16 protein-coding genes are annotated in these 21,843 nt (G+C 70.2%); 11 read left to right on the top strand and 5 right to left on the bottom strand.

Annotation, left to right across the window (positions count from 1 at the left end; genetic code table 11):
* Nucleotides 1-7: 7 nt before the first annotated feature.
* Nucleotides 8-1,570 carry a purple acid phosphatase family protein gene (locus BN159_RS14055; protein ID WP_015657641.1) on the bottom strand — a complete coding sequence of 521 codons (1,563 nt, stop codon included), beginning with the start codon at nt 1,568-1,570 and terminating at the stop codon, nt 8-10.
* 142 nt (nt 1,571-1,712) lie between these two features.
* Between BN159_RS14055 and BN159_RS14050 the strand changes: the two genes are divergently transcribed.
* Nucleotides 1,713-2,756, top strand: a complete 1,044-nt coding sequence (locus tag BN159_RS14050; RefSeq protein ID WP_015657640.1) for a 3-isopropylmalate dehydrogenase — start codon at nt 1,713-1,715, stop codon at nt 2,754-2,756.
* A gap of 240 nt (nt 2,757-2,996) precedes the next feature.
* Nucleotides 2,997-4,085, top strand: a complete 1,089-nt coding sequence (locus BN159_RS14045) for a branched-chain amino acid aminotransferase (protein ID WP_015657639.1) — start codon at nt 2,997-2,999, stop codon at nt 4,083-4,085.
* A gap of 100 nt (nt 4,086-4,185) precedes the next feature.
* Here BN159_RS14045 and BN159_RS14040 read toward each other — a convergent pair whose 3' ends face one another.
* Nucleotides 4,186-5,622 (bottom strand): cytosine permease, encoded by a 1,437-nt coding sequence (locus BN159_RS14040; RefSeq protein ID WP_015657638.1) that lies wholly within the window; start codon nt 5,620-5,622, stop codon nt 4,186-4,188.
* A 127-nt stretch (nt 5,623-5,749) separates the two neighbouring features.
* Here BN159_RS14040 and ureA point away from each other — a divergent pair, with 127 nt between their 5' ends.
* The 6 genes from ureA to cimA all read left to right on the top strand — a co-directional run bounded on the left by ureA (nt 5,750) and on the right by cimA (nt 13,050).
* Nucleotides 5,750-6,424, top strand: coding sequence for an urease subunit gamma (gene ureA, locus BN159_RS14035; RefSeq protein WP_015657637.1), 675 nt, complete (start codon nt 5,750-5,752; stop codon nt 6,422-6,424).
* A 1-nt stretch (nt 6,425) separates the two neighbouring features.
* A complete protein-coding gene (locus tag BN159_RS14030; RefSeq protein ID WP_015657636.1) occupies nt 6,426-8,096 on the top strand; it encodes an urease subunit alpha in 1,671 nt (556 codons plus the stop codon).
* Between the two features lie 9 nt (nt 8,097-8,105).
* A complete protein-coding gene (locus tag BN159_RS14025; RefSeq protein ID WP_015657635.1) occupies nt 8,106-9,122 on the top strand; it encodes an agmatine deiminase family protein in 1,017 nt (338 codons plus the stop codon).
* Between the two features lie 10 nt (nt 9,123-9,132).
* On the top strand, nt 9,133-9,732 hold the full coding sequence (locus BN159_RS14020) for a TetR/AcrR family transcriptional regulator (RefSeq protein ID WP_015657634.1): 600 nt from the start codon (nt 9,133-9,135) through the stop codon (nt 9,730-9,732).
* Between the two features lie 134 nt (nt 9,733-9,866).
* Nucleotides 9,867-11,111, top strand: a complete 1,245-nt coding sequence (locus tag BN159_RS14015) for a TolB family protein (protein WP_157901095.1) — start codon at nt 9,867-9,869, stop codon at nt 11,109-11,111.
* Between the two features lie 331 nt (nt 11,112-11,442).
* The gene (gene cimA / locus BN159_RS14010) at nt 11,443-13,050 is read left to right on the top strand and encodes a citramalate synthase (protein ID WP_015657632.1); all 1,608 of its coding nucleotides are present in this window, start codon (nt 11,443-11,445) and stop codon (nt 13,048-13,050) included.
* 3 nt (nt 13,051-13,053) lie between these two features.
* Here cimA and BN159_RS14005 read toward each other — a convergent pair whose 3' ends face one another.
* Entirely contained in the window at nt 13,054-14,919 is a 1,866-nt protein-coding gene (locus BN159_RS14005; RefSeq protein WP_015657631.1) for a lectin, read from the bottom strand.
* Nucleotides 14,920-15,034: 115 nt separating this feature from the next.
* Here BN159_RS14005 and BN159_RS14000 point away from each other — a divergent pair, with 115 nt between their 5' ends.
* Both BN159_RS14000 and BN159_RS13995 read left to right on the top strand, forming a co-directional pair.
* A complete protein-coding gene (locus BN159_RS14000) occupies nt 15,035-18,043 on the top strand; it encodes a glycoside hydrolase family 3 protein (RefSeq protein ID WP_015657630.1) in 3,009 nt (1,002 codons plus the stop codon).
* Nucleotides 18,044-18,134: 91 nt separating this feature from the next.
* Nucleotides 18,135-19,481 (top strand): hypothetical protein, encoded by a 1,347-nt coding sequence (locus BN159_RS13995; protein ID WP_015657629.1) that lies wholly within the window; start codon nt 18,135-18,137, stop codon nt 19,479-19,481.
* 66 nt (nt 19,482-19,547) lie between these two features.
* Here BN159_RS13995 and BN159_RS13990 read toward each other — a convergent pair whose 3' ends face one another.
* On the bottom strand, nt 19,548-20,327 hold the full coding sequence (locus BN159_RS13990; RefSeq protein WP_015657628.1) for a S1 family peptidase: 780 nt from the start codon (nt 20,325-20,327) through the stop codon (nt 19,548-19,550).
* Between the two features lie 187 nt (nt 20,328-20,514).
* Between BN159_RS13990 and BN159_RS13985 the strand changes: the two genes are divergently transcribed.
* Nucleotides 20,515-21,069, top strand: coding sequence for a YdeI/OmpD-associated family protein (locus BN159_RS13985; protein ID WP_015657627.1), 555 nt, complete (start codon nt 20,515-20,517; stop codon nt 21,067-21,069).
* An 84-nt stretch (nt 21,070-21,153) separates the two neighbouring features.
* Here BN159_RS13985 and BN159_RS13980 read toward each other — a convergent pair whose 3' ends face one another.
* A complete protein-coding gene (locus BN159_RS13980; protein WP_015657626.1) occupies nt 21,154-21,753 on the bottom strand; it encodes a YceI family protein in 600 nt (199 codons plus the stop codon).
* Nucleotides 21,754-21,843 lie beyond the last annotated feature (90 nt).

Here is a 21,843-nt window from a genome sequence, read left to right as displayed (position 1 = left end):
GCGGGACTCATGCCCCGCGCCGCACCTCGAAATGGTCGACGCGCTTGCCGTCGTGGGCCAGCGCCGACACCTTCAGTTGCGGCCGCGCGCCGCTCGACGCCTCCACCTTGAGGACCGAGAAGCCCCGGTACCGCACCCGGGACCACTCGACCGTCTCCTTCTTGGCGGTACGGGACTTGGTCCACTGGAAGGTGTCCACCGACTCACGGTCCTTCACCCGGCCCTCGTAGCTCTCCGCCACGCCCGCCGGGAAGCCGTACAGATCCTTGCCACCCCCGCCGGCCGTGACGTACACCGTGCCGTCCCGGGCCGGATCCGTCGCTCCGCCGATCGGCACCGGGCGGCCCACCTCGCCGTTCTTGATGGCGTCGGTCCGCTCGTAGACATGGTTGTGGCCGTTGATCACCAGATCCACCTGGTGCTCGGCGAACAGCGGCAGCCACTCGGCGCGCACTCCGCCGTCCGAGGCGTGCGTGGATGTCGAGTAGGCGCAGTGGTGGAAGAAGACGACGAGGAAGTCGATCCCCTTCGTCGCGCGCAGTTCGCGCAGCCGCCCGTCCAGCCACTTCGTCTGCCGCCCCTCGCTGTACCCGAGGTTGGCGGGGATCTCGTACGACACGTCATTGGCGTCGAGTGCCACGAAGCCGACGTTGCCGTAGACGAAGGAGTAGACCCCGGGCGCCGCATTCGGGTCGAATCCGTTCGCCGGGAGGCTGAAGCGGGCCACCTGGCCGCCGTAGCCGTCCGGCGAGTACCAGGCCTCCATGTCGTGGTTGCCGGTCGTCACCATCCACGGCACCGTCTTCGCGACCTGCTCGTTCTGCTTCATGAACAGATCCCAGAACCCGGGGTCGTAGCCGTCCGCCTCGGTGCCCCGGCCGTTGACGTTGGCGTAGCAGATGTCACCGGCGTGCAGATGGAAGGCGGGTTCCTGACGCAGCAGCAGATCGTCGCTCGCCTCCGCCGCGTCACTGACGCCCTGGTCGCCGAAGGCCGTGAAGACGAAGGACTCGGGGTTGGCCGGGGCGGTGCGGAAGGAGGCCACGGTCGCGCGGTGCGGGGCCGAGGCGGGGTCGAAGCCGTCGTGGCCCACGCCGTAGTAGTACGTCGTGCCCGGCAGCAGGTCGTCCAGCGCCGCGTGCACGTAGTACTGCTCCAGTGCGAGGCGCACCCCTTCGACCCCCGGCGTGTGCAGATCGCGGATCTCGGCCTCCACCTTGCGGCCCAGCTCGTCCGGCCGCGCCCCGATCCGGACGTACGGCTTCTTCACCGCGGCCGGGACCTGCCAGGAGATCCGCATCTGGGTCCGCGGATCGGCGCCGAAGGCGAGATGGCGGCCGAACGGCGTGACCGCCGAGCCCGGCACCTTCGAGGTGGCCGAGGCCCGGGCGGACGGCGTCGACGTCGTCGTGCCCGAACCCGAGCAGCCGGTGAGCAGCCCGCCCGCCACCGCGCCCGCCGTCACCAGCGCACGGCGCCGGGTCAGCCTGGTGCGCACGTACTCGTACTGCTCGGCCATGCTCATCCGGCGCGCGAGCTGCGGCGGGATACCGACGTCGGGGAGGTCCATGCTGGAGAAGTTCCCAGCGCTCCCCAACACCCGTCATACGTACGGGTGAACGACAACTGACACGATGGGGTTGCCGTAGCTCGGCTGTCCGTATCGCGGACAGCGCATGTCATTCCATGGGACGAGGAGTAGGGTCGCCGACATGTCTCGCAGCATCAATCTCGCAGTGATCCCGGGTGACGGCATCGGCCAGGAGGTCGTGGCCGAAGGCCTGAAGGTGCTCTCCGCCGTCCTTCCGCAGGATGTGAAGCTGGAGACCAAGGAGTACGACTTCGGTGCCAGGCGCTACCACGCCACCGGTGAGACCCTCACCGACGCCGACGCCGAGGCGCTGAAGCAGCACGACGCCATCCTGCTCGGCGCGATCGGTGACCCCTCGGTCCCGTCCGGCGTCCTGGAGCGCGGCTTCCTGCTCAAGCTCCGCTTCCTCTTCGACCACCACGTCAACCTGCGTCCGTCGAAGCTCCTTCCGGGTGTCGCCACCCCGCTGGCGGGCGAGCCGTCGATCGACTTCGTCGTCGTCCGCGAGGGCACCGAGGGCCCGTACACCGGCAACGGCGGCACCATCCGCAAGGGCACCCCGCACGAGGTCGCCACCGAGGTCTCCGTCAACACGGCCTTCGGTGTCGAGCGCGTCGTCCGGGACGCCTTCGCCCGCGCCCAGGCCCGGCCGCGCAAGAAGCTCGCGCTGATCCACAAGAACAACGTGCTGGCCTTCGCCGGTCACCTGTGGACGAACATCTTCAACCAGGTGGCCGCGGAGTTCCCGGAGGTCACCACCGAGTACATGCACGTCGACGCGGCGACCATCTACCTGGTCACCCAGCCCGAGCGGTTCGACGTCATCGTCACCGACAACCTCTTCGGCGACATCATCACCGACCTCGCCGCGGCCGTCTCCGGCGGCATCGGCGTCGCGGCCTCCGGAAACATCAACCCCTCCGGCGAGTTCCCCTCGATGTTCGAGCCGGTCCACGGTTCCGCGCCCGACATCGCCGGCCAGGGCAAGGCCGACCCCACCGCCACGGTCCTGTCCGTCGCCCTCCTGCTGCGTCACCTCGGCTACGAGGCCGAGGCCGCCCGGATCGACGAGGCGGTCGCCGTCGACCTCGCCGAGCGCACCGGCAAGCCCGCCCGCTCCACCGCGGAGATCGGCGACGCGCTCGCCGTACGAGTAGCCGGCTGACCCTGCCGCGCTTCTTCGAGCCGCCGGGTCACTGTGCCCGGCGGCTTCCCCATGTCCGCCGCCGGGTGCGACCATCAACCCCTGGGCAGCATTCACGCCGTTTTCTTCCTCGGTACACCGCGCGCGATAATCGAACGCGGAGCCGCGGTATGAGGGAATGCTCGGACGTCCTAGCACTGGCCACTGGCAGTACGGGCGTGAGCGCGGCCCGTCACATCAACCGGTGAAGGACAACAACTCATGACGACGCCCACGATCGAGCTCAAGCCCTCCGCCAGCCCGCTCGCCGAGACAGAGCGCGCGGCGATCCTGGCCAATCCGGGGTTCGGCCGCCACTTCACCGACCACATGGTGACCATCAAGTGGACCGAGGGCCGCGGCTGGCACGACGGTCAGCTCGTCCCGTACGCGCCTCTCTCCCTCGACCCGGCCACGATGGTCCTGCACTACGCGCAGGAGATCTTCGAGGGCCTCAAGGCCTACCGCCAGCCCGACGGCTCGGTCGCCACCTTCCGCCCGGACAAGAACGCCAAGCGCTTCCAGGCCTCCGCCCGCCGCCTCGGCATGCCCGAGCTTCCGGTGGAGACGTTCATCGCGGCGTGCGACGCGCTGGTCAAGCAGGACGCGGCCTGGGTTCCGGCGCACGGCGGCGAGGAGTCCCTCTACCTGCGTCCGTTCATGATCGCGACCGAGGTCGGCCTCGGTGTGAAGCCCGCCAACGAGTACCTCTTCCTCGTCATCGCCTCCCCGGCCGGCGCCTACTTCCCGGGCGGCGTGAAGCCGGTCTCCATCTGGGTCTCCGAGGACCACGTCCGCGCGGTGCCCGGCGGCATGGGCGACGCCAAGACCGGCGGCAACTACGCCGCGTCCCTGCTCGCGCAGGCCGAGGCCGCCGCGGAGGGCTGCCAGCAGGTCTGCTACCTCGACGCGGTCGAGCGCAAGTGGGTCGAGGAACTCGGCGGCATGAACCTGTACTTCGTGTACGGCGACAAGATCGTCACCCCGAGCCTCACCGGTTCCATCCTGGAGGGCGTGACGCGCGACTCGCTGCTCTCCGTCGCCCGTGACCTCGGCTACGAGGCCGAGGAGGGCCGGATCTCCGTCGACCAGTGGCAGCGGGACTCCGAGAACGGCACCCTGACCGAGGTCTTCGCCTGCGGCACGGCCGCGGTGATCACGCCGGTCGGCACGGTGAAGCGCACGGGTACTGAGTGGCAGCAGTCGGGCGGTGAGCCCGGCGAGGTCACGCTGCGGCTGCGCCAGGCTCTGCTGGACATCCAGCGCGGTACGGCCGCGGACGCGCACGGCTGGATGCACCCGCTGGGCTAGGGTCTGTCGTTTGGATCAGGCCGGCTGCAAGAAACAGTGAAGGCCGGCCGACCCGCGCGTGCCAGGGCCCGCGACGCCGGACTGATCCAAACGACAGGCCCTAGACCTCGCTGTCCGCCAGGGCCGCCGTGGACTCCGTGTCCGTGGCGGCCCTGGTGTTTTCCCTGCCGGTGCCCAGCACGTACGCCACGCCTCCCACCAGCCCCGACAGCACGAAGCTGAAGTCCACCCCGCCCGTCAGCGACAGCAGCGGCCCCTCGTACGACGGCAGCGCCACCGACAGCACGCCCACCGTCGCGCCCAGCGCCCAGGACACCGTCGCCGGGAGGTTCCAGCCGCCGCGGTACCAGTAGATCCCGCCCCGCGAGCGGCGGTTGAAGACCTGGAGGGCCTCCGGGTCGTAGACCCCTCGGCAGCGGGCGAAGCCGATGAGGGTGATGACTGCCCACGGGGTGCCGATCGCCGTGAGCAGCAGGACGAACGACGTCATCGCGTCCTGTGCCGTCGAGGCGTAGTGGCCGACGAAGACGCAGACCGTGGCGACGACGGCGACCGTGCAGGTGGCCGTGGCCCGGGAGGCGCGGGGCAGGATGGCGTCCAGGTCGAGGCCCATGGAGTACAGCATCAGACCGGCGTTGCCGACCGAGCCCGCTGAGGCGGCGAGCAGCAGGGGGAGCAGGTACCAGGTGGGTGCCGCGTCCACCAGGGGACCGGCGTAGTCGAGGGCGGCGCGGGCCGCGTACGCCGTGAAGGTGCCGAAGAGTTGAGGGACCAGCAGGCCGAGGGCGAGGCCCAGCCAGGTCGCGTGCAGGACCCGGCGCGAGGAGTGGCGGGCCGGGGAGATGTAGCGGGTGTAGTCGCCGAGCAGGGTGATGAAGGCGATCGGGCCCGACAGGCCCGCGGCCACCGTGGCGAGCAGCCAGGTCGGCCAGAACCCGCCGAGGAGGTAACCGCCCGCCTCGGGCAGCGCGGACGTGGTGAAGTCCGGGGCGTAGGCGAACACACCGAGCAGCAGCAGGGCCGTCATCCCGACCGCGAGGACGCGGGACATGGCGAGCAGTACGCGGTAGCCGTAGACCGCGCCCGCGACGGTCGCCGCGGCGAGCAGGCCGTAGACGACGCCGTAGGAGAGATCGTTCGCGGGGATGCCGAAGAGGCGGGTCAGGACGCCGAGCATCACGTCGCCGCCGATCCACACGGTCAGCGCGGTGTAGCCGAGGGCCAGCAGCAGGCCGACCACCGAGCCGACGAGCCGGCCGCGGACGCCGAACTGGGCGCCGGAGGAGGTGGAGAGGTTGGTCGCCGTGCGCAGCGAGATCAGCGCGAGCGGGGCGGTCAGGGCCGTGCCGACGGCGGTGCCGACCAGGATCGAGCTCACCGACGCCCACCAGTCGAGGCCGAAGGAGGGCGGCAGCCAGCCGAAGACGATCACGCCGAGGCAGAGGTTGGACCCCAGCAGGATCGAGACGAGGTCACGGGGGCCGCTGGTGCGCTCCGCTTCGGGGATGGTGTCCACGCCTCGCTGTTCCACCCGCATACCTGCTCTCCTTCACCTTGCCCACTGGTTTGAATGTCACTCAATGTGAGTCACTCATGGGCTGCCGTCAACCCTTTCTTTCATGGAAACCCTGACTTAGAGTGTCGTTCTAAAAGGAGGGAACGATATGCGGCTCACGCCCACCGAACGCGACCGGCTGCTGCTCTTCGGGGCCGCCGAACTGGCCCGCGCACGGCGCGCCCGAGGGCTCCGGCTGAACGTGCCGGAGGCCACCGCGCTGATCGCGGACACCGTGTGCGAGGCCGCCCGGGACGGGCTCCGGCTCGCCGAGGCGATCGACCGCGCCCGCTCCGTCCTCGGCCCCGACGACGTTCTGCCGGGGGTCGCCGACGTGGTCACCGAGGTGCATGTCGAGGCCGTCTTCGACGACGGTTCGCGGCTCGCGGTCGTCTCCGATCCGCTCGGGGGCGGGCTCGGCCCCCAGGCCCCCGGCGCGCTGCTGCCGGGCCCCGCGCACACCGAGCCCGAGGCCGCCGTACGGCTGACGGTCACCAACACCGCCACCGTGCCCGTCTCCGTCACCTCCCACTTCCACTTCTTCGAGGCCAACCCGCGCCTCGACTTCGACCGGGGCACGGCCTACGGCATGCGCCTGGCCGTGCCCGCCGGGTCCTCCGTGCGGTTCGGGCCGGGGGAGAGCGTCGAGGTCGGTCTTGTACCGATCGGGGGCGGCCGGGTCGCGATCGGGTTCGCGGGTCTGGTCGACGGGGCGCTGGACGCGCCGGGGGCGAAGGAAGAGGCCCTGCGCAGGGCCGCCGCCTGCGGATATCTGGGAGCTTGAGATGGATCCTCATGACTACGCCTCCGTCCACGGCCCCCGCGCCGGCGACCGCATCCGGCTCGGCGACTCAGGGCTGACGATCCGCGTCGAGTCCGACTCCCAGCGCTACGGCGACGAGTTCCTCGCCGGGTTCGGCAAGACCGCCCGAGACGGACTGCACCTCAAGGCGGCCGCCGTCCGGGAGACCTGTGACGTTGTCATCAGCAATGTCGTGGTGATCGATGCGGTTCTCGGCATCCGCAAGGTCTCCATCGGCATCCGTGACGGTCGGATCTGCTCGATCGGGCGGGCCGGGAACCCGGACACCCTCGACGGGGTCGACGTCGTGGTCGGCACCGGCACGTCCATCGTGTCCGGCGAGGGGCTCATCGCCACCGCGGGCGCCGTGGACACGCATGTGCATCTGCTCTCGCCGCGCATCATGGAGGCCTCGCTCGCTTCCGGGGTGACCACGATCATCGGGCAGGAGTTCGGGCCGGTGTGGGGCGTGGGCGTCAACTCGCCCTGGGCGCTGAAGCACGCCTTCAACGCCTTCGACGCCTGGCCCGTCAACATCGGCTTCCTGGGCCGGGGTTCGTCCTCTTCCGAGGCACCTCTGGTCGAGGCCCTGGCCGAGGGTGGGGCGAGTGGCTTCAAGGTACACGAGGACATGGGCGCCCACACCCGGGCGCTGGACACGGCGCTGCGGGTCGCCGAGGAGCACGACGTCCAGGTCGCCCTGCACAGCGACGGGTTGAATGAATGCCTGTCGGTCGAGGACACCCTGCGTGTCCTGGAGGGCCGCACCATCCACGCCTTCCACATCGAGGGCTGCGGCGGCGGACACGTCCCGAACGTGCTGAAGATGGCCGGAGTCCCGAACGTCATCGGCTCCTCCACCAACCCCACGCTGCCCTTCGGACGGGACGCGGTCGCCGAGCACTACGGCATGATCGTCTCCGTCCACGACCTGAAGACGGACCTGCCCGGCGACGCCGCCATGGCAAGGGACCGCATCCGCGCCGGGACGATGGGCGCCGAGGACGTGCTGCACGACCTGGGCGCGATCGGCATCACTTCCTCCGACGCGCAGGGCATGGGACGCGCGGGCGAGACGGTCCGCCGTACCTTCGCCATGGCCGGGAAGATGAAGGCCGAGTTCGGCGCCCCTGAGGAGCACGACAACGAGCGCGTCCTGCGCTACATGGCCAAGCTGACTGTCAACCCGGCCATCGCCCACGGGCTTTCGCACGAGGTGGGCTCGCTGGAGGTCGGCAGGCTGGCCGACATCGTGCTGTGGCGCCCGGAGTACTTCGGTGCCAAACCGCAGCTCGTCCTCAAGGCGGGCTTCCCGGCCTACGGTGTGGTCGGCGACCCGAACGCGGCCACCGACACCTGCGAACCGCTCGTCCTGGGCCCGCAGTTCGGCGCGTACGGTGGCACCCCGGCCGACATCTCCGTCGCGTTCGTCGCCCAAGCCGCCCTGGACCAGGGCAACGACACCATGCCGACCCGGCGCCGCCGCGTCGCCGTGCGCGGCACCCGTGGCATCGGACCGGCCGATCTGCGGCTCAACTCCCGCACCGGAGCGGTCGACGTCGACCAGCGCACGGGCCTGGTGACGCTGGACGGCGAGCCGCTCCGCTCGGAACCGGCCGACTCGGTCGCCCTGAACCGCCTCTATTTTCTTTAGGACTTCTCCATGACCTACCGCATGCCCCCCGAGTGGGCCCCGCACGAACGCACCTGGATGGCCTGGCCGGGACCCAACCCCACCTTCACCACCGACGAGGAGCTGGCCGAGGCCCGTATCGCCTGGGCCGCCGTCGCCCGCGCCGTGCGCCGGTTCGAGCCGGTGACGATGGTGCACGGGCCGGGGCAGGGCGAGAGGGCGCGCGAACTGCTGGGCCCGGACGTCGAGTTGGTGGAGCGCGAACTCGACGACGCCTGGATGCGCGACATCGGCCCGACGTTCGTCACGAACGGCCGTGAACTGGCCGCCGTGGACTGGGTGTTCAACGGCTGGGGCGCCCAGGACTGGGCCCGCTGGGAGCACGACTCCAAGATCGCCCGCCACGTCGCGGACCTGGCCCGGGTGCCCGTGCTGTCCTCGACGCTGGTCAACGAGGGCGGCGCGATCCATGTCGACGGCGAGGGCACGGTCCTGCTGACCGACACCGTCCAGCTCGGCCCAGGTCGCAACCCCGAGTGGACCCGCGAGCGGGCCGAGGCGGAGATCCACGCCAAGCTCGGCACCACCAAGGCGATCTGGCTCCCGCACGGCCTGGCCGGCGACTACGGCAGGTACGGCACCCAGGGCCACGTCGACATCGTCGCGGCCTTCGCCCGGCCCGGCACCGTGCTGGTGCACAGCCAGCGCGACCCGGCCCACCCGGACCACGCCCGCTCCCAGCAGTACATCGAGCTGCTGCGCGGCGCGACCGACGCGAAGGGCCGCCGCCTGGAGGTCGTCGAGATCCCCGCGCCCACCGTCCTGAAGGACGAGGAGGGCGACTGGGTGGACTACTCCTACATCAACCACTACCTCTGCAACGGCGGCGTCGTCCTGTGCGCCTTCGGCGACCCGAACGACGAGATCGCGGCCGGGATCTTCCGGCGGCTGTTCCCGGAGCGGACGGTGACGCTGGTGGACGCCCGTACCATCTTCGCTGGCGGTGGAGGCATCCACTGCATCACGCAACAGCAGCCGAAGATCTAGGAGCCGTCGGATGGCCGGTGCGCGGAAGAACGCGCCGCCGCGGGAGGACGTCCTCGTCGCCGCCATGGAGATGATCGCCGAGCGCGGTCTGGAGAAGCTCACCATGGCGGCGCTCGGCCGCGAGGTCGGGATGAGCAGCGGGCATCTGCTCTACTACTTCGGCTCCAAGGACGAGCTGCTGCTGGAGACCCTGGAGTGGAGCGAGGGCAGGCTCGGCGCCGAGCGCGGCCGACTGCTCACCCGCACCGCGCCCGCCCGGGAACGGCTGGATGCCTACGTCGACCTCTATGTCCCCGACGGCCATCGCGACCCGCACTGGACGCTGTGGCTGGAGGTCTGGAACCGCTCGCAGAACGCCGACGACGCCGCCCGCGACCGGCAGGCCGCGATCGAGGGCGCCTGGCACCGCGACCTGGTGGCGCTGCTCGCGGAGGGGGTCTCGCGCGGGGAGTTCCGGCCGGTCGACCCGGACCGGTTCGCGGCCCGGATGCGAGCGCTGCTGGACGGCTTCTCCATCCATGTGGCGATCGGGCTCAGGGGCACGGACCGGGCGCAAGTTATCGGCCATGTCGGGGAGTTCCTCCGGGAGAGCCTCCTCGCGGACGACTGAAGCCGCGCCCGGGTTGTACTCAATTCGGGGGATTGACGCCGTGACGCGTGGTGCGTTTGCCTCGATGGAAGCCCTCGGCGCGGGGCCGGGGGGAACTGCATCACGGGGGAAACGTGTTCAGAACCATGCGTGGGGTGTCTGTTGCCGTGCTCGCGGGGGCGATGGTGGCGTTAACAGCGACGTCCGCGGCGCCGGCGCCGAAGCCGGGACCCGAGCGGATCACGCTGCGGGCCTCGGGGGAGCAGATCGAGAAGGGGTCGGGCGGAGCCGCGCTCTCCGCGGACGGGCGCTTCGCCGCGTTCGTCACGGAGGACGCCGGTGTGGTGCCGGGTGACACCAACGGGCGCAGCGATGTCTTCGTCCGCGATCTGCGCAAGGGAACCGTCGAGCGGGTCAACGTCGCCTCGGACGGGACGCAGGCCGAGGGGGGCTGGGGCTCCCACCGTGTGGAGATCAGCGCGGACGGCCGCTACGTCGCCTTCATGTCCAGCGCCACGAATCTCGTCGACTGGCCCGAACCGCCCACCGCCCGGGTGGAGGACGTCTACGTCCACGACCGTCGCACCGGCCGCACCGAGCGGGTCAGCGTCGCCGCCGACGGCGGCAGCGCCTGGGCGTTCGACACCTTCGACATGTCCGCCGACGGCCGCTACGTCGCCTTCGGCGCCTCGGCGCAGCGGATGGAGGGGGCGTCGAACAGCCAGACCGTCGCCTACGTCGTCGACCGCCGCAGTGGCACGGCCAAGCGCATCAGCGACCACATCCCGTCGGACTGGTACGTCCCGAGCGTCACCCTGAGCGCCGTCGGCAGCCATCTGACCTATGTGCAGCGGCACCCGCGCGGCGGGCGGCACGAGCTGTGGCACGTCGATCTGGGCACCGGGGAGCAGAAGCTGGTGAACCAGGTCGGGGGCGAGCCCACCAACGGCAGTCCGGGAGGCGCGAACCTCTCCGCGGACGGCCGGTTCGTGACGTACTCCTCGTTCGACGAGAGCGTCGTCCCCGGAGCGCCGGAGTACACCTGGGAGCTGTATCTGTACGACAGCGTCACGGGTGAGACCCGGTGGATGACCCACGAGGGCCAGGGCGGGCTGGGTGCCGGTCTGCTCAGCCCCGACGGCCGCCTCCTCGCCTACAACACCGAGGTCAAGTCGGGGGACGAGGTCGTCGCGGAGAACGTCCATGTCCGGGATCTGCGGTCCGGCCGGACCAAGCTCGTGACCCGCACCGTCGCGGGCGGACCCCAGACCGAGGGATCCGCGGCACCCAGCGCCTTCGCCCGGGGCAACCGGCTGCTCTCCGTCTACTCCTACTCGCCCGAGCTGGTCCCCGGCGACACCAACGGAGTGGGCGACGGCTTCCTGTTCCGGCTGCGCTGACCGGAGCTTCCGGCTGCGACTGACCAGGACGAGGTTCGCATACTGAGACACCGGTGAGCACGGTGGCAGTCTGTGCCAGACTGCCACCGTGCTCTCGTTCGCCATGATTATTGGCAGCAGGCGCGCCGGTCCGCAGTGACCGCCACGTACGACCAGGTGCGGGCGGACACCGTCGTCCTCGACCCGCGCGCAGACCTCTCGCACCCGCGAGAGGTTTTTCGCATTTCTGGCCCACCTACAGCCGGGAACGCGGCGCGAGGGATCATTGGAGGACGGTGGAGCCGGTCATTCCGGTACAGACCGAGATCCATACATCAGGAGCCTTCAGACCATGACGGAAACCAGCGAGCTCGACGACTCGTTCCACGTCTTCGACACCACCCTGCGCGACGGCGCCCAGCGTGAGGGCATCAACCTCACCGTCGCGGACAAGCTGGCCATCGCACGGCACCTGGACGACTTCGGCGTGGGCTTCATCGAGGGCGGCTGGCCCGGCGCCAACCCGCGGGACACCGAGTTCTTCGCCCGCGCCCAGCAGGAGATCGACTTCAAGCACGCCCAGCTGGTCGCCTTCGGTGCCACCCGCCGGGCGGGCGCCAAGGCTGCCGAGGACCCGCAGGTGAGGGCGCTCCTGGACTCGGGCGCCCCGGTGATCACCCTGGTGGCCAAGTCGCACGACCGGCATGTGGAACTCGCGCTGCGCACCACCCTGGACGAGAACCTGGAGATGGTCCGGGACACCGTCTCCTTCCTCAAGGAGCAGGGCCGCCGGGTCTTCGTCGACTGCGAGCACTTCTTCGACGGCTACCGCGCCAACCCCGAGTACGCCAAGTCCGTCGTCCGTACGGCGTCCGAGGCCGGCGCGGATGTCGTCATCCTCTGCGACACCAACGGCGGCATGCTCCCGGCGCAGGTCCAGGCGGTCGTGGGGACGGTACTGGCGGACACCGGCGCCCGGCTCGGCATCCACGCCCAGGACGACACCGGCTGCGCGGTCGCCAACACGCTCGCCGCGGTGGACGCGGGCGCGACCCACGTCCAGTGCACGGCCAACGGCTACGGCGAGCGGGTCGGCAACGCCAACCTCTTCCCGGTGGTAGCGGCCCTGGAGCTGAAGTACGGCAAGAAGGTCCTGCCCGAGGGACACCTCCGCGAGATGACCCGGATCTCCCACGCCATCGCCGAGGTCGTCAACCTCACCCCCTCCACCCACCAGCCCTACGTCGGCGTCTCCGCCTTCGCGCACAAGGCGGGACTGCACGCCTCCGCGATCAAGGTCGACCCGGACCTGTACCAGCACATCGACCCCGAGCAGGTCGGCAACACCATGCGGATGCTGGTCTCCGACATGGCGGGCCGCGCCTCGGTGGAGCTCAAGGGCAAGGAACTCGGCGTCGACCTGGGCGGCGACCGCGAACTGGTCGGCCGGGTCGTGGAGCGGGTCAAGGAGCGCGAGCTCAAGGGCTACACCTACGAGGCGGCGGACGCCTCCTTCGAGCTGCTGCTGCGCGCCGAGGTCGAGGGGGGCAAGCCCCTGAAGTACTTCGACGTGGAGTCCTGGCGCGCGATCGTCGAGGACCGCCCCGACGGCACCCACGCCAACGAGGCCACCGTCAAGCTCTTCGCCAAGGGCGAGCGCATCGTGGCCACCGCGGAGGGCAACGGCCCGGTCAACGCCCTGGACCGTGCCCTCCGCGTGGCGCTGGAGAAGATCTACCCCCAGCTCGCCAAGCTGGATCTGGTCGACTACAAGGTCCGCATCCTGGAGGGCGTCCACGGCACCCAGTCGACCACCCGCGTGCTGATCTCCACGTCCGACGGCGCGGGCGAGTGGTCGACGGTGGGCGTCGCGGAGAACGTCATCGCCGCGTCCTGGCAGGCCCTGGAGGACGCCTACACCTACGGTCTGCTCCGGGCCGGCGTGAGCCCGGCGCAGTAACCGTCAGGCCAGCCTCCACTTCTGGTTGGCGGCGCCCGTGCAGCTCCAGATCTGCGCACGGGCGCCGTTGGCCGAGGAGTTGTCGGTGACATCGAGGCACTTGTCGGCGGCGCGGTTCACCACATCGCCCGTCGAGGCGTTGTACGACCACTGCTGCGCCCCGGTGCCGTTGCAGTCGTACAACTGCACCTTCGCCCCGTTCGCCGTCGAACCGCCCGTCACGTCGAGGCACTTGCCGAGCGCCCGCACCGAGCCGTCGGCGCCCACGGTCCACCGCTGGGCCGCGGATCCGTTGCAGTCGTAGAGCTGCACCGCCGTGCCGTTGGCGCTCGAACCGCCCGCCACATCGAGGCACTTGCCCGCGAGGCCCACGAACGCGCCCGACTGCTCGCCGCCGCCGGACTGGTTGCCGGACCAGGTGAAGGTGGCCGAGGTCTTGCCGGGCAGCGAGTAAGTGGAGTGCTGGGAGCCCCAGTTGATGGTCACCGTCTTCGCGGTGGAGGCGTCGTTGTAGGCGATCAGCGCCTTGGAGCCGTCCGGGTTGCGCCAGGCCACGTTCGGCACGGACGCCGAGGCGGTGGAGGCGATGCGGTGGGCGCCGGGCCGGACGAACTTCGTGAGGTGGCCCATCGTGTAGTACTCGATCATGTAGTCCACCTGGCCGTGCCGGGAGTCCCCGTTGTGGACGGTGATCAGCCCGTCGCAGACCCCGCAACCGCCGTTGTGCGGACCCCGGTTCTGGTCCACGGCGAGGGACCACTTGGTCACCGACTTCGCCCAGTTGCGGGTGTAGTCGATGATGTTCATCATGTCCTCGCGCTGCTGGTTGGCGATCCAGGTGCCGCCCGAGTGCTCGGTCCCGAAGGCGTCCAGCTGCGGGTACTGGTTGTGCACCGCGGTCTGCTTGGCCACGTCACCGCCGTAGCCGTGCCAGGCGATGCCGCCGAAGTTGGGGTGCGAGCGGATCGCCGCGTCGTCCACGGTCTGCGCCGCGTAGGCGTCGTAGTCGGACCAGTTCCAGTCGTGCGCGAGAACCTTCGTCGACAGGCCGGCCGCCTGGAGCTTGGGCAGCAGCTCGTTCTTGGTGAAGTAGTGCAGCCCGGAGGCGTTCCAGCTCATCGACGGATAGCCCGAGCAGCACGTCGGCTCGTTCTGCGCCGTCACGTACGCGATCGGGATGCCCTGGGCCTGGTAGCCCTGCACGTATTTCACGAAGTAGGAGGCGTAGGCGCCGTAGTGCTCCGCCTTCAGCCAGCCGCCGTTGAGCTGTCCGCTGTCCTTCATCCAGGCGGGCGCGGTCCACGGCGAGGCCATCACGGTGAGCGCCGGGTTCAGCTGCCGCGCCTGCTTGGTCAGCGGCACCACGTCCTGGAGGTCGTGCGCGAGGGAGAACTCCGACAGGTCGGGGTCCGTCTGCCCGGCCGGCATGTCGTCGTAGGTGTAGCCGAACCGCGCGAGGTCCGAGCCGCCCATCGGATTGCGCAGGAACGACAGACCGATGCCCTCCGTCGGGGAGAACAGCTTGCGCATGGTCTCGTCCCGGGTGGCCTGGGACAGCGCACCGCTGCCGTCCATCAGCCAGGCCGCGGTGTCGGTGAAGGAGGCGCCGCCGCCGGTGAAGGTCTGGTACCGGGTGTTCTCGTCGACGGTGATGTTCTCGCCCGAACCGCCGGTGCCGGACTGGAAGTTGAACGGTGCCTGCTGCTGGAGTCCCCGGGTGACATGGCGGCCGCCGCTGTCGTCGGTGGTCGTGAGATAGGCGGTGACCTGCTCACCCGCCGCCTGGGCAGGGGTGGTTGCCGCGGTGACGCCGGCCGTGGAGAGCAGTGCGGCCAGCAGCAGCCGGACCGTGTGGGGGGTTCCTCGCACAGTGCCTCACCTTCCCGAAATGTCTGACGTGCTGTCTTGACGGGTATGTGTGTTGTTAGTTAACTCACGGCGTGATCTAAGTCCTGAGTGAACCATGAGAGTCGAGGGAAGGTCTATGCCAAGAACCGCCCTGCTCGTCTCCACCGCTCTGCTCGCCGCACTCGTGCCGCTGTCGTCGGCAAGCGCGGTGGACGATCCCGCACCCGCACCCGTCCCCGTCGACCGTTTCGAGGGCGAAATCCCCTTCGCCAGTCCTCCCGCGGAGGGCATCTTCACCTGGGGCAGCGACAACGACGATCCGCCCACCCTCCGGATCGGCGCACGCGAGGACGCCCCCGAGGGCGAGAAGGTCCTCTCCGGCACCTACGACATCAGCGGCTACGGCGGCTTCACCCACGACTTCGCCTTTGACCAACCCGCCCACAACTGGTCGGCGAGCAAAGGCATCCGCTTCTGGTGGGACGGACAGAACAACGGCAAGAAGATCGCCTTCGAGCTGAAGGACGGCGGCGCCAACGGCGAGGCCTCCGAGCTGTGGCAGACGACCTTCACCGACGACTTCACCGGCTGGAAGCAGATCGAGATCCCCTTCACGGACTTCGTCTACCGCACCGACTACCAGCCCGTCGGCGGCATCGACCAGATCCTCGGCCTCACCGAGATGTGGGGCTACGCCGTCACCCTCCCGGTCGGGACACCGGGCGAATTCGCCATGGACGGCGTCGAGTTGTACGGCAAGGCGGATCAGTCCCTGCGCGCCTCCGTCACCACCGACGCCGCCGTGTACCCGGTGACCGAGGGCGGCACCGCCACCGTCCGCGTCACCCTCGCCACCACCGGCTCCGCCCCCGTCGACGAACCCGTCACCGTCGCCTACGAGACCACCGGCGGGAGCGCCTCGGGCGACGACTACACGCCCGTCAAGGGCGAGTTCACCTTCCCCGCGGGCACCGTCTCCGGCACCACCCGCGCCGTTCAGGTCCGCACCCTCAAGGACAAGGCGGCCGAATCCGCCGAGACGGTCCCGCTGAAGCTGACCGTCACCGGCGCCAAGCCGCCCACCGAGAACCCGCAGATCGTCGTGGACGCGCACGGACTGCCGTACCTCAACAGCAAGTTGCCCGTGAAGAAGCGCGTCGCCGACCTCATCGGCCGGATGTCCCTGGCGGAGAAGGCCGGCCAGATGACCCAGGCCGAGCGCGGCGCCATGGGCAAGCCCGGCGACATCGCCGCCTACGACCTGGGCTCGCTGCTCTCCGGCGGCGGCTCCACCCCGACGCCCAACACGGCCGAGGCCTGGGCGAAGATGATCGACTCCTACCAGCTCCGCGCCCAGGCGACCCGCTTCCAGATCCCGCTGATCTACGGCGTCGACGCGGTGCACGGCCACAACAACCTGGTCGGCGCCACGATCATGCCGCACAACATCGGCATCGGAGCGACCCGCGATTCCCGACTCGCCCACGAAGCAGGGGCGGTGACCGCCGCCGAGGTCCGCGCCACCGGCGTCCCCTGGGACTTCGCACCCTGCCTCTGCGTCACCCGCGACGAACGCTGGGGCCGCTCCTACGAGGCCTTCGGTGAGGACCCGGCGCTGGTCGAGTCCATGGAGACGGTGATCCAGGGCCTCCAGGGCCGCGCCGACGGACGGGACCTGGACCGCGACGACAAGGTCCTCGCCACCGCCAAGCACTTCGTCGGCGACGGCGGCACCGAGTACGGCTCCTCCACCACCGGCACCTACACCATCGACCAAGGCGTCACCAAGGTCACCCGGCAGGAACTGGAGGCCGTACACCTGACGCCGTTCGAAGAGGCCGTCGACCGGGGTGTCGGCACCGTCATGCCGTCGTACTCCTCCCTCGACCTGATCGGCGACGGCCAGGGCCCCGTGAAGATGCACGCCCGCGCCGACATGATCAACGGCGCCCTCAAGGGCCGCATGGACTTCGAGGGCTTCGTGATCAGCGACTGGAACGGCATCGACCAGATCCCGGGCGACTACACCAGCGACGTCCGTACGTCGGTCAACGCCGGGGTCGACATGGTCATGGCGCCGTACTCCTACAAGGAGTTCCACTCCGCCCTCGTCTCCGAGGCGACGGCCGGACGGATCACCGAGCAGCGGATCGACGACGCCGTCTCCCGCATCCTCACCCAGAAGTTCAGGCTCGGCCTCTTCGAGGAGCCCTACGCCGACACCAGCGGCGCCGCGGAGATCGGTTCCGCCGAGCACCGGGCCGTGGCGCGCGAGGCGGCGGCGAAGTCGCAGGTGCTGCTGAAGAACGAGCGGAACCTGCTGCCCCTGAAGAAGTCGCAGAAGGTGTACGTCGCCGGGTCCAACGCCGACGACCTGGGCAACCAGACCGGCGGCTGGACCATCACCTGGCAGGGTTCCTCGGGCGACATCACCGAGGGCACGACGATCCTGGAGGCGATGCGGAAGAACTCCCCGGGCCTGACGTACTCCAAGGACGCCTCCGCCCCGACCGACGGCCACGCCGTCGGTGTGGTCGTCGTCGGCGAGACCCCCTACGCCGAGGGCATCGGCGATGTCGGCAACGGCAACGACCTGGTGCTGTCCGCGGCCGACCAGGCAGCCGTCGACAAGGTGTGCGCGGCGATGACGTGCGCGGTGCTGACCGTGTCCGGACGCCCGCAGCTCCTCGGCGCCGAGCGGCTCGGCGAGGTGGACGCCCTGGTCGCCTCCTGGCTGCCGGGCACCGAGGGCGACGGCGTCGCCGATGTGCTGTACGGGAAGCGGCCGTTCACCGGGCAGCTCCCCGTCACCTGGCCGAAGTCCGAGGCCCAGTTGCCGATCAACGTCGGGGACGCCTCGTACGATCCGCAGTTCCCCTACGGCTGGGGCCTGACCACCCTGACCAAGGTGCCGGAGGGCGGTACCACCACCCTCAGGGCGCTCGGGGTCGCGGCCGCGGTGGCCGAGCGGGCCGGGGCGGAGGAGGCCGGCCGCGCGCTGGTGACCAAGGCGCGGCTGATCGTCCAGCAGAAGTCGGTCACCCCGGCCTCCGCCAAGCCCTTCGCGGAGGCGGACCGGCTGCTGACGCAGGGGCGTTACGGCGCGGCCGTGGAGCGGCTGACGGCGGCCTACCGGGCCGGATGAGCCCGCTGTGAGAGACCGGGCCCGGCGGGATCGTGGGAACGAACCCGCCGGGCCCGGTACGTTTGTCCGTTTGGTCAGGTAGCTTCGAAGTATGAGGACTCCGTTGCTCCGGGGCCTTGTGCGCTGGGCCCTCGTCCCGGTCGCCGCCACGCTGGCGGTGCTGACCGCCGGTGTGCCCGGCGCGTACGCGGCCGCGGATCTGTCGACGGTCGCCGAGGCCCTGCGCGAGGACCCCGTCTATGTGGACCCCGCCGCCTCCGACCAGCTCTCCTCCGCGGACGCCGAGGCGCTCTCCGACAAGATCAGGGACGCCGACAAGCCGGTCTTCGTCGCCGTTCTCCCGGCCGACCAGCCCGAGGAGGACCTCTTCGTGAACCTCCGTACGGAGACCGGAATCACGGGCCTGTACGCGGTGCGCAGCGGTGACCGCTTCGGCGCGCGGGCCGACGCCTCGGTGCTCAGCGAGGCCGGTGTGAACAACCTGGTCACGGCCGTGGAAGGCACCGACGACGTCAAGGCCCAGCTGAACGATTTCGTCGACGCGGCGCTCCAGAACGTGGGCGGCTCGGCCCCGGCCTCCTGGAGCTCGTCGACCGACACCGGCGTCCCGATCGCCGGTCTGGTCACCACCGGCGTGGTGCTGGCGGCGGGCGGCGCGGGCGCGTACGCCCTGGTGCGGCGCCGGCGCCTCCAGCACGAGAAGGAGCAGCGCGAGGCGCTGGAGAAGCTGCGGGTGGTGGTCGACGAGGACATCACCGCGTTCGGCGAGGAACTGGAGCGCCTGGACTTCCACCCCGGTGAACCCGGCGCCGACGACGCGATGCGCACCGACTACGAACACGGCCTGGACTCCTACGAGCAGGCCAAGCGGCTGATGGACGGGGCGACGAAACCGGAGGACGTCAAGGCCGTCAGCCAGGCCCTGGACGACGGCCGCCACTCGCTGGCCGTGCTCGCCGCCCGCCGCGAGGGCCGCCCGCTGCCGGAGCGTCGGCCACCCTGCTTCTTCGACCCCCGGCACGGCCCGTCCGTCGCGGACGTGACGTGGACCCCGATGGGCGCCGCCACTCGTGAGGTCCCGGTCTGCGCGGCCGACCAGGCCCGTCTCGCCGACGGCCAGGACCCGCTGATCCGCGAGGTCACCACCGAGACCGGCGCCCGCCGCCCGTACTGGGACGCCGGACCCGCCTACGGCCCCTGGGCCGGCGGCTACTTCGGCGGCGGCATCCTCCCCGGCCTCCTGGTCGGCACGATGCTCGGCAGCATGATGGCGTCCCCCGCCTACGCCTCCGACTACGGCGCCGGTTACGGCGACTTCGGCGGCGGCGGTTACGAGGGCGGCGACGTCTCGGGCGCCGACTTCGCCTCCGACGACTTCATGGGCGGCTTCGGCGGCGGCGACTTCGGCGGGGGCGGGGACTTCGGCGGAGGGTTCTGACCCGGGCGGGGACCGGTACGGGCCCGGCGCGCGCGGCGCCGGGCCCGTCATGTGCGCAGGTGGTGCTCAGAGACCTGCCGCCGCGGAAGCGATCGCCGAGGCGAAGGTGGACACCTCGGTGTAGACACCGGGCGCGTTGGGCCGGGCGCATCCGATGCCCCAGCTCACGATGCCGACCTGGATCCACTGGTTCGCCGAGTCCCGGCGGAACATCGGGCCACCGGAGTCGCCCTGGCAGGTGTCGACGCCGCCCGCGGTGTAACCGGCGCAGATCTCCTCGTTCGCGATGAGGCCGCCGTAGCCGCTGTACGAGCGGCAGGTCGCGTCGCTGACGAACGGCACGGTCGCCTTCAGCAGATACCGCTGCTGGGAACCGCCCTCGCTGGCCGCGCCCCAGCCGGCCACGGTGAAGGTGCCGGTGTTGTACTGCGTGGTCGTGGCGATCTTCAGTGTGGGCAGGTTGATCGGCTGGGCGAGCTTGATCAGCGCCCAGTCCTTGCCGTCGCCGTTGTAGCCGGGGGCGCGGTAGACGTAGGTGGACCGGACCTGGATACGGCTGCTCGACTGGAGGTCCACGACCCCGGCGGTGGCGGTGATGCTGGTGTTCGCGCCGGTACGGCCCACGCAGTGGGCGGCGGTGAGCACGATCTGCTGGGTGTAGAGCGCCCCGCCGCAGCCCATCGAGAGCCGCACCATGAACGGGAACTCGCCCTGCGCGGCGCGTGTTCCGCCGACGACGGGCGCGGGCGCGGCCTGCGCGCTGGACACGGGCTGAAGACTGACGACGGCGAGCGCGGCCGCACCGGCGACCGCGCATCTCTTGAGCGCCTTGAGGAGAGACTTCAACGGGCTGCCTTCCGTGGGGGGTTGATGGAGGCGTACGAGGGACGCGTCGCGATGTTGTCGCGCACACGTCAACCCTGTGCTCGGATTATGGGAAGGCTGTGAGCACTGGGCAAGCAGGCAATTCCGGCCAGGCGAGCATGGCGCACAGAGGACAGAACCTGGCCTAATTCCCGCCTACTGTCTCTTCATGACCACCCCTGAACCCCTCCCGTTCGCCTCCGTCGACGCGCTGGACGCCTGGCTCACCGCGCACCCGGCCCCGCATCCCGGGCTCTGGGTGAAGGTCGCCAAGAAGGGCTCGGGCATCGCGTCCGTCGACTGGGTCGAGGTCAACGACGTGGCCCTGTGCCACGGCTGGATCACCGGGCAGCGCAAGGCGCTGGACGAGTCGTACTTCCTCCAGCGGATCACCCCGCGCCGCCCCGGGAGCCTGTGGTCGATGGTCAACGTGCGGCGGATCGCGGAACTGACCGCCGACGGGCGGATGCGGCCGGCCGGGCTCGCCGAGGTCGAGGCGGCACAGGCGGACGGGCGGTGGGAGGCGGCGTACGAGTCGCAGCGGAACGCCGTCGTGCCCGAGGAGCTGACGGCGGCGCTGGAGCGCAGTCCCCGGGCGCGGGAGGCCTTCGAGAGGCTGGGCCGGACCGACCGCTACCAGGTCATCCTCGGCCTGCTCCAGGCGCGTACGCCCCAAGCCCGTGCGGCCCGGCTGTCCGCCGCCGTCGCGAAGCTGGAGTCCTGACTCTTCTTGCGGACAGCCGAGCGCCCGCCCTCCCGTTCGGGGGAGTAGAGGGCGGGCGCGCTCGGGGGGTGTTACGCGGTGGCGTTACGCGGCGTTGCGGATCGCCGAGATGTCGAAGTTCAGCTTGATCTTGTCGGAGATCAGGACGCCACCCGTCTCCAGGGCCGCGTTCCAGGTCAGGCCGAACTCGGAGCGCAGAAGCTCCGCCTTGCCCTCAAAACCGACGCGCTCGTTGCCGAACGGGTCCTTCGCTGCGCCGTTGAACTCCAGGTCGATGGTGATCGACTTGGTGGTGCCGAGGATCGTCAGGTCACCGGTGATGCGGTAGTCGTCGCCGCCCAGGGCCTCCGCCTTGGTGGAGCGGAAGGTCATGGTCGGGTGCTCGTCCGTCCGGAAGAAGTCCGCGCTCTTGAGGTGGCCGTCACGGTCCGCGGAACCGGTGTCGATGCTGTCCATCTTCACGTCGAGGGAGGCGGTGGACTTGGACGGGTCCGAGCCGTCCAGGTTCAGCGAGCCGGTGAAGTCCAGGAACTTGCCCTTGACGTTGGTGACCATGGCGTGGCGGGCCACGAAACCGAGCGTGGAGTGGGCGGTGTCGATGGTGTACTCGCCGGTCAGGGCGGCCAGGTCGGCGCTGACGGCGGCGGGGGTCTCGACGGTGGTCTTGCGGCCGAAGATGCTCACGACGTTCTCCTTGGGGACGATGTTGAATGTTGAACTACCCAACACGGATGACGGTAGACCTATTCCGTTCAGATTTCAACAACGTCGCGG

The sequence above is a fragment of the Streptomyces davaonensis JCM 4913 genome, assembly GCF_000349325.1.
GTDB lineage: Bacteria > Actinomycetota > Actinomycetes > Streptomycetales > Streptomycetaceae > Streptomyces > Streptomyces davaonensis.
Note: the sequence above shows the minus strand (reverse complement) of the source record. Positions and strands in the feature narration are given on the sequence as shown.